General features: G+C 36.4%; 11 protein-coding genes. 1 reads left to right on the forward strand and 10 read right to left on the reverse strand.

The genetic code is table 11. The annotated features are described in order from the left end of the window. Positions 1 to 337: 337 nt before the first annotated feature. From ltrA to LG296_RS18315, 4 genes are all read right to left on the reverse strand, one after another. Entirely contained in the window at positions 338 to 1,600 is a 1,263-nt protein-coding gene (ltrA, locus tag LG296_RS18300) for a group II intron reverse transcriptase/maturase (RefSeq protein WP_107937924.1), read from the reverse strand. Positions 1,601 to 2,239: 639 nt separating this feature from the next. Then, positions 2,240 to 4,369 carry a heavy metal translocating P-type ATPase gene (locus tag LG296_RS18305; RefSeq protein ID WP_107937243.1) on the reverse strand — a complete coding sequence of 710 codons (2,130 nt, stop codon included), beginning with the start codon at positions 4,367 to 4,369 and terminating at the stop codon, positions 2,240 to 2,242. After that, on the reverse strand, positions 4,362 to 4,730 hold the full coding sequence (locus LG296_RS18310; protein ID WP_107937241.1) for a metalloregulator ArsR/SmtB family transcription factor: 369 nt from the start codon (positions 4,728 to 4,730) through the stop codon (positions 4,362 to 4,364). The genes LG296_RS18305 and LG296_RS18310 overlap by 8 nt, the downstream gene beginning before the upstream one ends. Positions 4,731 to 4,843: 113 nt before the next feature. Further along, a complete protein-coding gene (locus LG296_RS18315) occupies positions 4,844 to 5,884 on the reverse strand; it encodes an NAD(P)/FAD-dependent oxidoreductase (protein ID WP_107937239.1) in 1,041 nt (346 codons plus the stop codon). 228 nt (positions 5,885 to 6,112) lie between these two features. Here LG296_RS18315 and LG296_RS18320 point away from each other — a divergent pair, with 228 nt between their 5' ends. Beyond that, complete coding sequence (locus LG296_RS18320; protein WP_107937237.1) at positions 6,113 to 7,045, forward strand: hypothetical protein; 933 nt, start codon at positions 6,113 to 6,115, stop codon at positions 7,043 to 7,045. Positions 7,046 to 7,191: 146 nt separating this feature from the next. On the opposite strand, the gene LG296_RS18325 is transcribed toward LG296_RS18320, so the two are convergent. The 6 genes from LG296_RS18325 to LG296_RS18350 form a co-directional block, all read right to left on the reverse strand. After that, positions 7,192 to 7,413 (reverse strand): hypothetical protein, encoded by a 222-nt coding sequence (locus LG296_RS18325; protein ID WP_107937235.1) that lies wholly within the window; start codon positions 7,411 to 7,413, stop codon positions 7,192 to 7,194. A gap of 152 nt (positions 7,414 to 7,565) precedes the next feature. Continuing rightward, positions 7,566 to 9,461: a TnsD family Tn7-like transposition protein gene (locus LG296_RS18330; RefSeq protein ID WP_107937232.1), complete on the reverse strand. Its 1,896-nt coding sequence runs from the start codon at positions 9,459 to 9,461 to the stop codon at positions 7,566 to 7,568. After that, positions 9,421 to 11,127 (reverse strand): ATP-binding protein, encoded by a 1,707-nt coding sequence (locus LG296_RS18335; protein WP_107937230.1) that lies wholly within the window; start codon positions 11,125 to 11,127, stop codon positions 9,421 to 9,423. Before LG296_RS18335 ends, LG296_RS18330 begins: the two co-directional genes overlap by 41 nt. Beyond that, positions 11,108 to 13,276, reverse strand: coding sequence for a Mu transposase C-terminal domain-containing protein (locus LG296_RS18340; RefSeq protein WP_107937228.1), 2,169 nt, complete (start codon positions 13,274 to 13,276; stop codon positions 11,108 to 11,110). Before LG296_RS18340 ends, LG296_RS18335 begins: the two co-directional genes overlap by 20 nt. Before the next feature lie 15 nt (positions 13,277 to 13,291). After that, positions 13,292 to 14,098: a TnsA endonuclease N-terminal domain-containing protein gene (locus LG296_RS18345; protein WP_251402466.1), complete on the reverse strand. Its 807-nt coding sequence runs from the start codon at positions 14,096 to 14,098 to the stop codon at positions 13,292 to 13,294. 276 nt (positions 14,099 to 14,374) lie between these two features. After that, positions 14,375 to 14,857, reverse strand: a complete 483-nt coding sequence (locus tag LG296_RS18350) for a hypothetical protein (RefSeq protein WP_107937223.1) — start codon at positions 14,855 to 14,857, stop codon at positions 14,375 to 14,377. Between the last annotated feature and the right edge of the window lie 165 nt (positions 14,858 to 15,022).

The following is a 15,022-nucleotide window of genomic DNA, read 5'->3' on the forward strand; positions in this document are numbered from 1 at the left end:
TTCACATGTTATAAGACAAAAAAGTCGGGTACTATGGAAGCTTGAAACCCGCATTCCTACGTTCGTTCTTGTCACATCTAAAAATAAAAGTCGGGAACCAACTTTTTTAACACGTGACAAAAAAGTCGGGTACTGAATATGTCGGAAGGTTTAGTGAACGAAGTAGATATTGTTTTGTAAAACAAATATAGAATATGGCGTATGCCATGATTAAGACAAAAGATGGAACTAACTGGCGCTATATTTGCAAAATAGCATGTAAAATCGAGTAGGAGGGAGTGATTAACTCCCGACCTCTCACACCACCGTACGTACGGTTCCGTATACGGCGGTTCAATTAAGATGAATAACGCAAAGTTTCGTAACGAACTTGCAGACTTTTCAGCCCTTGGCTTTCCCAATAGGAATTGCCGAGGGTTCTGTGTAATATGGGGCTATTAGAAATGCGCCAGTACCCTTTCCGGGTGTTTCCCCACTCGTATGCTTTTCCAAAAGGAACTTTCAATCGAGTAAGATTTCTGACTCTTGTTCGAGGTTTCTTCCAATTCTTCCATAGACACATCCTTAATCTTCTTTTAATCCAGCTATCTAGTGATTTGAATGTGGAACTTGTATCTGCTAATGCAAAATAACCACACCACCCCATTAGATACTGGTTTAACTTCTCGATTCTGTATTCCATGGAATATGGCATCTTTCTTGAGGTAATCTCTCGTATTTTCATCTTCATTCGGACTAGACTTGTTTTCGCAAGACGAACTTTTGGTTCTTTGTGATTCGTGAAACTAAAACCTAAGAACTTTCGGTTCCAAGGACGATCTACTGCTGATTTCTTTTGGTTTACTTTTAAACGAAGTTTTCCCTCAATAAATCTTTGTACACTCGCCATTACTCTTAACCCCGCACGTTCCGTTTTCACATAAATATTGCAATCATCTGCGTATCGAACGAATTTATGTCCACGTTCCTCCAACTCTTTATCAAGTTCATCTAGAACTACGTTTGAAAGTAGAGGACTTAAAGGTCCACCTTGTGGTGTTCCTTCTTCTGTACTTGAAACCACTCCATTTATCATGACACCGGCTTGGAGGTATTTACGAATAAGTTTTAATAAAGGTTTATCTGAAATTCGTTTCGTTAATGTTGCCATTAGTCGGTCATGATTAACCTTATCGAAGAATTTCTCTAAATCCATGTCAATTACCCATCGATAACCTTCCTTTAAATAACCCTTTGCTTTCCGAACGGCGTCATGGGCGCTCCGATTTGGACGGAATCCATAACTGTGGTCCGAAAATGTTTCGTCATATTCCTTCGATAAAATCTGCGAGATAGCTTGTTGAATCAAACGGTCTGTCACGGTTGGGATACCTAGTAAACGCACACCACCATCTGGTTTCGGGATTTCGACTCGACGTACTGGTTGCGGTTCATAGGTTCCATTCAAAATCTGCGATTTAATGGTTTCCCAATTTTCGAGCATGTGCTGTCGTAAGGTTTGTACGGGCATCATGTCTACTCCATGGCTTCCTTTATTCGCTTCAACTCGCTTTAGCGCTTGTATCATATTTTGCCGTTCAAGAATTTGATTCAACATCACCATTTCGTTCCTTTCCGTGATTAGCTTATCTTCTTATGCCCATCTGAACTCCACCCTCCGCAAATACCCTCGTGGGATTCACCACTACTTTCTAAGCGTGAGGTTTCTCTGTTTTCTGTGCTCATTCATTCTAGATGGAAAGCCAAGGGCTAATCTCTCTTAATTGTTCAGTCCTTCCGACTGGTTCTAGACCCAATCGTACTATGACCTCTGCTGACTTCTGATGATTCAGCTACTTGTCACCAAGTAGGTTATGAAGGGTACTTCATGTTTCCATCAGACCTCCCCGGGTAAGCACATGCACTTTCACACCATCTATCCGCCTCATTTACTAGGTATGACCTTCGACAGAAAGGACTTTGTTTTGTCTTGCAAACTCATCCAGTCGTAACTAGCCTTGTATGAGATTCGTGTTCCTCGGACCGGTGTTTTGCCTCCAGCTTCCTTCAGATTCCGCGTCGCCACGGACACCCTTGCTCTTGGCTAACCTCTACTTCTGTCTTCGGGGTTCGGGACTTACACCCTATAGTTCATGCGCATGCCGGGCGCACAAGAATAAAAGGTGGCTTGATAAGCCACCTTTTTTCCTTCCCTCGCGGGATATTATCTTCGTGAACTAACTTGATTTATTCATTTGCTTTACTCTTTAACTCTTAATAATCGTAAACTGTTTAGTGTTACGATCAATGTTGCTCCCATATCAGCAAATATGGCGATCCATAGCGTTAACCAACCAGGCATCACTAATACCAATGCTAGTAATTTAATCGCTAAAGAGAAAGTGATATTTTGCTTAATAATCATTAATGCCTTACGACTTAATTTGATCGTATAGGGTAATTTGCTTAAATCATCCGACATTAACGCAATATCGGCTGTTTCGAGTGCTGTATCTGTACCTGCACCACCCATTGCAACCCCAACGGAAGCCGCTGCAAGTGCTGGTGCATCGTTTACGCCATCCCCAACCATTGCGACACTTTGATGTTTTTCACGAAGTTTTTTAACAAAGTTTAATTTATCTTCTGGAAGTAAATCTGCTTGAATATCCGAAACACCGACTTGTTTTCCGATTGCTTTTGCGGTTCTCTCGTTGTCACCTGTCAGCATGACCGTTTCGATTCCAATATGGTTCAACTTATTAATGACTTCTTTTGATGTTTCTCTCATTTCATCTGCTACGGCAATCAATGAAAGTATTTCTTTCTCGGTTCCTAACACCATAACCGTTTTTCCTTCTGTTTGCATACGAGTAATATTTTCTTTGATGTTGCTTTCAATCGTTTTATGCAATTCTTCAAAAAGATTTGGACTTCCCACATAATACATTTGGTTATTTACTTTTGCTTTTACACCTTTGCCTGTAATCGATTGGAACTCTTCGACAGATACGCCATTCATATTCAATCCATTTTCTTCTGCTTTTCTGATAATGGCAGAAGCGAGTGGATGTTGCGATCCTTTTTCAATCGCTGCCGTTACGATCATTAATTCATCTTCATTTCCGCCATATGTTATAACATCTGTTACAGCAGGAATACCTTTTGTTAGTGTTCCAGTTTTATCAAACGCAATCGCTTTTAAGTGTCCTGCTTCTTCCAGATGGATGCCACCTTTAATTAACACGCCATTTTTTGCTGCATTTCCGATTGCAGTAACAACGGCAACTGGAGTTGAAACAACTAATGCACAAGGACAGCCAACGACTAATACTGCTAACCCTTGATAGATCCACTGGCTCCAATCTCCCCCGAATAATGGAGGTATGACTGCAATTAAAAACGCCAAAATCACGATAGCTGGTGTGTAGTATTTTGCAAATTTATCAACAAACGCTTGAGAAGGTGCTCGTTCTGCCTGTGCTTCTTCCACTAAATGAATGATTTTTGATAATGTTGTATCTTCTACTCGTTTTGTTACTTTAACTTCGAGCAATCCCTCTTCATTCAGTGTTCCAGCGAACACTTCATCATCAATTGTTTTGGTTACTGGGACACTTTCCCCCGTAATTGCTGCTTGATTTAATGTGGACGTTCCTTTGATAACGATTCCGTCCATCGCTAATTTTTGACCAGGTTTTACAATCATAATATCGTTAACTTGAATGTCGTCAACATGAATCATCATTTCTTCTTTTCCACGGCGAATTAATGCTTCTTTTGGAGCAATATCCATCAATGATTCAATGGATTGACGTGCCTTATCCATTGAATAACGCTCTAATGCTTCACTGATTGCAAATAGAATTACAACGGTTGCTCCTTCGCCCCATTCACCAATGATGGCAGCACCTATAATGGCAATCGTCATAAGTGTATTCATATCAAACTTTAGTCGGCTTAGATTTTTAAGCCCTTTAATGAAAAGTGAATAGCCACCAATTAAAATAGACGCTGCATAACCGATTGTCGGAAGAATATGTTCTTCTCCATATTGCTCCCCTAAAAACCAACTTATCACAAGCAATACCGCTGAAATATAGACTTTAATATTTTCTTTTTGCTTCCAGAATGGTTCTCGTTCTGCTTTTTGTTCTTTTTCATCCCGAATCTTTAAATTTTCAAATGCTCCCGCTTTTTCTAGCTCCTCAATCGTTGCATTGCCTTTTACATACACTTTAGATGCCCCAAAATTGACCTTTGCGTCCTCAACTCCTGGCAAATCTTTTACGTTATTTTCAAAAATGGCTGCACAATTTGTACAAGTAAACCCTTGAACACGATAGGTTTTCATTTCTTCTTCAGATAGTTTCACTTGTTTTTCAGACATTTAGTTTCACCTCTTTCTGATGTGCTAAAGCAATTACGATTAACTGTTTGACATGTTCATCATCCAGTGAATAAAACGCTAATTTTCCTTCTTTTCGATACTTTACAATCCCTTGCTTACTTAAAGTCCTTAAATGGTGAGAAGCCGTTGCAACAGAAGAACCAATAATATTGGCAACATCACACACACATAACTCATCATCTTGACATAAAGCATAGGAAATTTTTGCTCTATTTTCATCTGCAAGTGCTTTAAACAATTGGGCAACACTAGAAACATTTTCTTTTTCTAATTCCCCTTGTATTCGATTGACCTTTTCCTCGTCATAACAATAAACTTCACAAGAATCTTTCTTACTCATTAATATCCCTCCTCATTATTCAAATATTCATTTGAATATATTATAACCCTTTTCCATTATTATTCAAACATTTATTTGAATGAAAAAGAGAACTGGTAATCAGCTCTCTTTTGTTACTGCTCTATCATATAGTTGAATAGATATTCAGCATCGAAGCCAACACCCTGAATTAGTGCTGAACCACGACTGTATTGCCAAGGCAATCCTAAAAAGAATAGTCCCTTTACTGGTGTAACACCTCTTTCTTGAAATGGAAAACCATTTTGGTCAATTACGTTCGAGATGTCTATCCAGCTATAATCCGATTTAAATCCTGTTGACCATATGACATTCTCTACTTTAAGTTTAGTGCCATCTTCAAACTTAAACGCATCATTTTCCATTGAAGTAGTTCTAGGTTTTAACTTGATGGTGCCATTTTTCAAAAGTAATTTGAGTTCGAATCCAAAAATAGGATCTGATTGTTTTTTTACTAAACGACCGATGACGGAGTTAACATTTGCTCTATATAATCCAAGTTTATCAAGATACCAAAATACACTTTTGTTACCAATGTCCATAGGGATAAACCGCATTTTATGACCTACCGATAAGTAAACATCCCTCTCCTTCGATAGTTCAACAGCAATTTGGGCTCCCGAATTTCCGCCACCCACTACTAAAACGGAACCGTTTTTTAATTGTTTTGGGTTTTTATATTCAGAAGAATGCATTTGTAAAATATCTTCTGATAATGTTTTTGAAAACTGTGGAATCTGCGGATTTTGAAACGGACCTGTTGCAATCACCACATTCTGAGCTAGAAACTCGCCTTGATTGGTCATTATTTTAAACGTGTCGTCTAATTTGGTTAATCCATAGACAGCTGTGTTGTGTTTTACAGGTAGAGAAAATTTTGTTGTGTAAGTTGATAAATATTCTGCCATTTCATCTTTTGTTGGATAGATTTTTTCGATACCATCTAATTTAAACCCAGGTAATGAACTGTTGGAACGTGGTGTGAATAATGTCAAAGAGTCGTATCTTTCTTTCCATGACTCCCCTATTGATGCTGATTTATCTAGTAAGAGAAATGATAAATTACTCTTCTTTAAAAAATACCCCATTGAAAGACCAGCTTGCCCCGCTCCAATAATTACTACATCATACTTCATATTTTCATCTCACCTCTATTTTTCATTACTCAAATATTCATTTGAATGAATTATAACAAATCCTTTTCAATATTCAAACAATTATTTGAATGAAAAACTAATGAATAATGACTTTTCAACCACAAGTAAATCCCTAGTAAAAAGGGGAATCTTGTAAAAAACTAATTCTAAATTAGGAAAAATATGTTTTAATAAAGAAGATAGTCCAGAAAGGAGAATGTAAAACAAATGCCAAGTGAACATCAAGATATTATTGACTTACTAGCCGATAAACCTTATCTAAAAGATTTATTCCTTGAAGTAGGTGTGGATAGTCAGTTAACCCAATTATTACAGGAATTAATTAGCGTTACTGATGATAGTCGTCCCCTTAATGGACAAGTTATCTCGCGAAGTACAATTTTCGAGCGAACAGAGAGATTCATCCAATGCTCAAAAAAAGTAGATGAAGTGGACGATACAGATGATCAAGGACAACTTCGCCAACCAACACAATTTGTACCACCATTAACAAAGGGTCAATTAATAAAAGCAAAATTTTCAGCAGTTGGGAGTGAACTCGATAGAGAACATTTTGCTATCGTATGGGATGCTATTCCAAACAGAGATTCTATTCAGGTAATTCCAACTGAAAGCATGAAAAATAAAATAAAGGAAACTAAACATCGGTTCAATATTGGGAAAATCCGTCCTTTGTCATTGGCAACAGCGGTTTGCATGGAGCAAATAACATGTATAAGTCGTAAAAGGATTGTTAAAACTGAATTTACAAAGCAAAATATTCCTGTTTACCTCTCTTCAGATCAGGAAAAGAGAATCGAAGAAGGGATTCGCGTTATGTTGTTGAATGAGGAATCTTTGCTTGAACACCTAATTAAAAATAATTTAAAGTTTATTCCACAGTTTGATAACCCAGCACAACAGTTAACCCATTTGTTAAGACCGTTGGAGTCAAAGAGTTATGATAAGAAAGTATTAACTTATAGACTGTACAACGATTCAACGGAGTACAAAATCACTTGGGTAAAAACCTCTTTAAAAAAAGAACGTAGAATCAGGACCATTCAAAGCCTAGCCAATGTCATTGATACCGACACAAAAGATAGGATAACGGCAAGAAATGAAATTTACCAAAAAATGTTGGAAACAGTAATTTCATAAAATATCAGCTAAAATATATTGCATATTTTACCAAGATGAGTTATTCTATTATTAGTAAAAAACCTTCACGTCAAGGTAATCTTGACAAATAGCAATACTACATACCTTTAAGCTCGGTAAGCGAGCACAAAAAAAAGCCTCCTTTTTCAAAGGAGGCTTTGTTCATGTTCTAATTCAAAGTCATCTGGTTGAAAATCCAAATAATAGTTAAGTTCTTTCCCACAACATGGACATATTTTTCTATTCTCGTTATTAAGTTCAAATATCGTTTGCTTTGCAGCTGATTCGGAAAGCGCTTCTAATACACGGGTGATAGAACGGTTATCACATTGGCGATCCGAACAAAACAAAGAGATGTAATATTTCATATATAATCCTCCTCTATTTCCTTTTTCCCCTTACTATCTTTTTTATGCAGTTTTTCCTTTGAAATTCCTGTTTTTTGAGGAAAAGAAGAAGTAATTAACAATGATTTAATATGAAAATAAAAATGAGCTTAGAAAAAACTCTAAGCTCATTTTTATTTATTGTTAGCACTCTCGTATTGAGTTACTTTAAGCGAAATAAATCTTTTAACTTCATTTGAAACATTTGAACGAAGTCCTGCTTTTTTGTATATTTGCCATTCGATGATTGGTTCTCCCTCTTCTGTTAATTTTTCAATGCAGAATTCAACTCGTCTTTTTTGGAAGGCTACTAGGTCCTCTGAAACTTTATTGATAAAATTCATTGATTCTGGTAGTTTTTCCGACTTTTTCTCCAATACGGATAGTTTGTTAATTTTCTTCCCAAGTGATGTTGCAGTGATTCTTGTGGGTTTTTCAACATCAAAATCCCAATTTCGAACCGCTTGCTTTAATAATGCCAACAATTCCTCATCTCTTTTTTTCCAATCAACTCGGTGGTTAGGGGTCTGAATTTTGTTCTTGATTGGTGAAAAATCATTCAGCCAGTCTTGGTCATTACGATACAAAAAAGCATAAACATCGGGTACCAGTTTTCTGAGTTCCGTCTTAGATTTCTCGGGATACAATTCTTGAATTTCCAACCATTTTTCTTTTCTCAATTGTAATTGATTCTCTAAATCTTCAATCGAATTTTGAACGATTTTAGCTACAATTTTTGGAGCCTTCCACGGAACATTTAACTGCAATTTATCCGCGTATTTTTTAATTGTTGCACGGTCTGCTTGAAACTCCCTTGAAATCTCAGTAAGAGTTTTACCTTCATTGACTGCTTCGGTAAGCTTTTGTTTCCAAACGTGACCGTATTCTTTTATCGTACCGATTCGAAATTTATCTTCTTTATTTATATCGGGTCCTTTTCTTGAATAGACAAAGCCACAATTGCATTGAAAGGTTCCAACAGGCTTCCTTGTATCATAATCTATTGTAACTCCTATATCCTTTACTACACGCTTTCTATAATCCGAACACGCTACATTCAGACATAGCCATGGTCCTTTTCCAAAAGGATGATATTCATTTTTATCAAATAAATGATTTAAATCCGTATCAAGAAACGACATCACAAGCAAATGACGAATTGGATGAAAGGACTTACGATGCTTTTGGAATATCATCGTTAACCAATCAGCCTCAACAAATTCAACTGTCGATTGCAAAAGTTCCAAACACCTACTCGAAAATTTCGCTTTAAAACCACTATACAAGCGATCCCGTTTAACTCTCCCATTAGGCGTTGCATATTCGTTTTGTTTTAAGAGTTCCAAATATTTATCACGTAAAGAGTTATTGTCTTTTTGAAGATAGTTCGTCGTTAGCAGACTATAAGAAGATTGGGAAATTGCTTTTAATAATTGAATCTCTTCTTTTTTTAATTCGCCCATATTGTTCTTTCTTCTTTTTACCAAAGCCGTTGCAACAATGTATTCATGCTGATTAAAATCTCTCACGGAAACAATTGTTTCTTCTAATTCAACCTCGTGTGTTGGACAGAAAAATACTCCAGGACATTGATGAATTCGACGCCAATACGTTTCTCCATAGGTTTCCATATCATCTTTTATACAATGACTGCACACCCAAAAGTTCTCTTTCAATTTCACATTACTGGCTGCCATGCCAATTCGAGTATGAATCGTGCTTCCCTCATCATTCATCATCGCCTGTTTAATCTTTTTTGCTTGCTGGGGGAGCAGGAACGCCGCGTAATAAGGATACATCGTATAGTTGAGAATTAATTGTTCTGCATTCCAGTAATCTCCCGTATTCTTTAATAGTGCATTTAAATTCGCAGGTAAGTCCCATACTGACCGAACTGTTCGTTTTCCGAACAGTTCTTCAGTGGTTATCTTCGGACTTGTATTCCCCGCTCTCACGTGATATCTCGCCAGAACACTGTAAAGTAATTCATCAGGATATGGCGTCGGAAACCAAAGTACCATCTTCATCATCCTTCCATAAATCTTCACCTGGATTTTTGATTATTTGTTTTTCGACAAACAATTCATGAACAGACTTTTTATTTTGTCTTGCCTCTTTCATTAAGTGAACAAGATAACTTTGATTGATTTGCTTTTGCTCTTTCTTTTTCATCTGGATTTGATTCTTTTTGTCATCTTTTTCAATAAGAACCCTTAATGTCTCTTTCAATACCAATGATTTGTCGATATCTTCTCCTAGGTTCTTTAAAACCATCTTGACTGCACGCTCAACTGCTGTTGGATTAAAATCCATTGCTAACAATTGCAGTGTTACTTCTTCGAGAAGCGGTTGTTCTTTCTTTATTCGTTTTTGCTCCTGCAATTTCTTTTGAATGCGAATCCTATCCTGCATGCCGATGGAAGCCTTATACTTTTCCATCTCTTCATCCATGTCAATGGGACGAATATCTTCGTATTTTGCAATCTCGCTTGGAATCCCAGTTTTCAAAGCCTTTAACATTGGTTTTACTAATCTCAGACTTTCATTGGCAACTTGTGTTATCAATTGCTTCGTAATTTTTTCTTTACGTGTTGCAATAGCTCTAACTTGAGCCAACATGAAAAGCTTTACTGCAATGTCAAGAATGCCTTGGCTCTCCTCATAGATCAGTTCGTTTAATTCACTAGTAAGCGGGGTGTAATTAGCGGTCCATTGATATTCCCACATGCCATCAACAAACAATTCCCAACTTTCATCTTTCGGCATCTGATCCCACACCATATCGCCTTGACCACTTCCGCGTCTTGCTTGCCGAAATTCACTTTGCAACACAGAAACCGCTTTATTGGTACCCACCATAATCACAGGAACACCAATTGTATTGACAAGTGTTACAAAAAAATTAAGCATCTTATCAGACCCGCCACTTTTGCTAAGGTTAAGGTGTTGAATTTCATCGATGATGAGTAAACCAATCCCGTGAAGGCTTGCAAGGTGCGCCATACGTTGAAGCATTAAGTCGGTCGTATTTTTCTGCGAACCAAACTTGTTTAAATAGTTAGTCCCTAACAAGCGGTCGAGTTCCGAGAAAAAGCTAATACACAAGCCTTTCAATGAACCATCAAATGGGCAATCTAGTTTCATCCAACTGATCTGCGTAAAAATAAACGGTTTCCCATTATATTCACGGTGCTTGATGAGCTGGGGATAGAAAGACAGCACCCGTTCAATTGCGGTTGACTTTCCAATGCCAGATAGACCAATAATCGTAAACCCTGTTGAAGTTCTTCTTATCTCTGTTTGATAGTTTTTTAAAAATTTCCCTGCTTTGATCGCTTGATAACTTTCATGTACCCTCGTGACTTCTTCTTTTTGAAATGGATTACGATGCAAATACCCTTGACGAATAGCCCTTGAAATACGTTGCTCCAAATCCAGATGTTTTTCAAATGGCTGAAAATATTGAAATAGTCTTTGGATGCAGTGAAATCGATAATTTGGACTTAAAGTTCGTTCCGATTCATCAAATGGTGGGAAAACGGATATCTGCTCAATGACATCGTCCTCTGTAAAAACAGGAGGAAGTGCCTCGATTAATGGATTAGCGTTATAGTCTTGAATAATCTGTTCACTGTAAATTGCATCAACGATTGAATCATGCGAAAGTTGTTTTTCTTTAGTTGCCAATTCTTGCATTTCTCAACTTCTCCTTTTGTTTTTGGCGTAACTTTTCACTTAATGAAGATACTTGTTTAGGCGTCTCCAATACGTCTTCTGAAATAGCTTGTTTTTCGATTGGTTGTCCATCTGCTAGTAAAAAAGCCTCTCCTTTTCTTTTCTCAGATTTTTCCATCGTTCGATTATCCCGTATCCCTTTGACTTTCTGGTTGTTGCTGATTTCGATTTTTTCTTTGTTTAAATTTGCTTCTGCTTTTCGAACAATGTGTTCGATATCGCTTTCTAGGTCTGCCTTTTGTTGCCTTTCCTCATGCTCATGCTTTTGATAGTTTAATGATTGATATGCAAAGTAGTATTCGACTTCCTCCATTGTTTTGCTTTCGTACTTCTTATGGTGGTCAAGTAATGTTGCCACTTCATAACTTCTACCATCTTCGCTGGGTAGGTAAATGTGTGACATATCACGTGGGTCATAACATATCGGGATTCTCCAACTTTTTTCTCTTGCTTCCCCAAACCAGTTTTCTTTTAGTGCTGTTTCACTGCTGAACCTCATTTTCTTAAATTCAATACCTTTATACGTGACTCTGGCATTGGCGGTAGGAAGGAGATGAAGTTTTACAATATCTTCTGAATAGGAGCGAAGTTTGCCAGAACGATTCTTAATCCCCCAATTCCATAATTCTTTCGGGATAAGTGGAACTTCGTCTTCAATCATCATTTCATCCTCGTTATAGTTTTTTAAATAATGATGATTGTTGTGATAAAGCACACATCGAATAATGACACTTGTAAATTCCTCTAAGGTCAGCGTTGCATCTAACCGATAATCCCTTTCACCTCTGACCTTTACCTCTGTATCAACAACACCAGGAAGGAAAGGTTTGATACCTCGTGCATTTAGAATTCTAAAATGCTGTTCAACAATCCCTTTCCAGTCTGCTCGATACGGTGGCGTATTTTCTACTTTCATATTGAATGCAGAAATCAATCTTTCAACGTTATAACCTTCTAATTCGCCTCTGTCGGCAAGTAGCGTCTGCGGAAGGTAATGACAATCCCATTCTTCTTTCTGGATTTCAATCCCGTATTTTTTACAATAGGAAACTTTGTCACTGGCAGTATTAGCAAGTGCCATCATTGCTCCAAACCAAGAAGGACCTTCGAGCCCCACATATAGTCCAACGACCATTCGACTAAACACATCAATGACAACATAGATGATTGGGCGACCGATAATCCAGTTTCGATTAAATGAACTAACGATATAGACATCTGCAACGGTTGCATCAATTTGATATTTGGTTCCAGGTCCATATAAATCGCCAACTGATGTTCCCAATACGGCTCGATGCTCCAATTCATATTTACGGTTACCTTTTCTTTTCCGTTGTTTCTCTTCTGTGTTATACGTCTTGTCATACCAAAACTTAAATTGGCGAAGTGTTGGAAGTTTATCTTGCTCTTGGAGAATCGGCTTTTCAACTCCATTTTCGTATCGGCAATCGGCAACAAAAAATGTCTTCAACATTTGGTTGTAGGTAGTTGATAATGGATTTTGTTTAGCTGTATGATAGTATCTTTTTATGCTAACTTCGAAGATTCTTTTGATTTCATCAGAGATGATAATTCCATCTCCTATGATGGGTTCAAACCTTCTCTTTCTGCCGTTCTTCTTGTCTTTGAAAACTTTTTCTTTCCCCTTGCCACCAGAGTTTTTATAATCTGGCAACAATGCATTTTTCACTTTGCCTCTTTGCCAATATTGAACCAAATATTTATAAAGAAGGCGTTTCGTCTTTCCTTTGTTAACCATAGCGGCTTTAATTTTTTGCCCTCTTTCCGCGCTTTCATATATATCTGGTTCTTGCAACACCAATTGTTCGATGCATTCCCACCGTTCATCTCGTAATTGCTTATTTTTCTCGGAGATTTGATCTTCAATTTGATAGATAAAGCTATAAGGTTCGCCATCAACGAATGATAATAACTTTTCGGTAAACATTTGATTTAAATCTGTTACTTTTCTTTTAATTGGTAAAGCGTTTGTCTTCTCCACATTAATTGTGTAACAAATCACATTACCTTCATCAATCCATAAAATTCGTTCAATCTGTTTTTCGTTATTTGCATCTACAAAACTAATTATGTCGTTGATTACAAACATTGATTTCCTCCTTTTTTAAGAATCCAATTTAAAGACATCTTCTACCCATAGATGGGTAAAAATTTTTTGATTTATATCAACTTCCAATTCTTGATGTGCAATTAAATGCTTTAAAATTTCTAAGCCCGTCCCATTTTCTAGTTGATATCTTTGATCGAATTCAGTAACTAGTTCGATAATGGAAATGTTATATTTCCTTATAAAATTCTTCATTTGTTCTGCATAATTTCGAAGAATGGAATACGGCAAGTTTTCAATTTCAAAATAGGAAGAATGAAGCCATTCAACATTTTCAATCATGTTCTTTGGCAATTCTTTTTCTGTAATAATGCCCCAGTCGATGTTTTGTTGCTCCCAATAGGTCCGTTCAATTTCGAACTTTTCAATTGTTCGCTCATTTTCCAATTCCTTTGATGGTTTTACTGTTCGAGCAACATGTGTTGTATCGTTTGCGTTTGAAAGTGTAATCAAGAAATCGGTCGTCATCACAATTGGAATTTGCGATTTAGGATCTGTTGGATGCTTTATACCTTTATTATCAGCGATAAACAGTGTATCCTCACGTGTAAGCGGAAATTGTTCTCTTACATCAACAACAGAGGGATTCCATTCAAGGGTATAAAAGTAATCCCGTTCTAATTTAGACAGGAAATGATGAATTCGATTTGTTTTCCATCCTTTGCTTCTTGTCACTAATCCATTAGAGGGGAAATCTTGAATATTAATCCAAGGTTTATAATTTTCTCCTGACCCCTGACCCCGACCTTCTTTTTCCATTTCTGCAATCTTCTTTTCGGTTAATCCAGTTTTTCGCTTTGCCATAATCATCACTCCTACTTTAATCATGTCCCTTCCTATCATAGGTACAAAAGCTTATCCATACCTGCCATAAAATTTTCCAATTAAAATACAGCAAAAAAATTGTAAAAAGAAAAAAATAAATGTTTTTATTTACTTTTTTCCAAGTAAAATATTTTTTTATTCAATTTGTTGTAAATCATAATCTACATCTATATATATATTCAGAACATAAAATGTAAATTACAACTTACCAAAAATAATTTTTCCCTAAAGAAGGGCAACAAAAAGGACTTGGATTTATTGTTCCAAGTCCTTTTTTATTGAGAGAAATTGATTAACAGTATGTATATTATGTCGAAAAACTTCTTTATTTTCATTTGCACAGTATTTTATTATATTGGTAAAAAGCGATTTGATATCTTTTATTAATACTTCATCTAATACATCAACATTAACACCTAATGGGAGTGGCTGATCCTGGGTTGCAAGTATTAACAAATCTCTCCATGAATTTGCTGATGTGAGTTTTCCTTCAACAATTGCTTTAATACCACCATTCACTGATAGATCGTTTAATGTTAATAAATATGCTTCAAGATAACGAATTGATATTTTTTCGGTCTTGTTATTAAGAAAATTATCTACTTGTTTTTTCAATTCAGAGGGTTTTGTATCGATTCCAAATTTGTATTTGAGCTTGTTTCTCAGTTTTAAAATAAATTCATTGTATTGTTCGTCGCCCAATGATTTAATAGTTATCCTAACTTTTTCAATATACAAATTACATACCCCCTGACGATATTATTCTTTCTATTTTCTATAAATGTTTTTAAATCTCCTTTAATAATTTTCAATTAGCAAAGGCACAGTAAAAATAACTTTTTATGAGTTATGGATTTAAGAATTTCCAAAAATTGTATTGTCCTCTTTTGTTGAATGGGTTAT

The organism is Ureibacillus chungkukjangi (genome assembly GCF_044795995.1).
Classification (GTDB): Bacteria; Bacillota; Bacilli; order Bacillales_A; family Planococcaceae; genus Ureibacillus; species Ureibacillus chungkukjangi.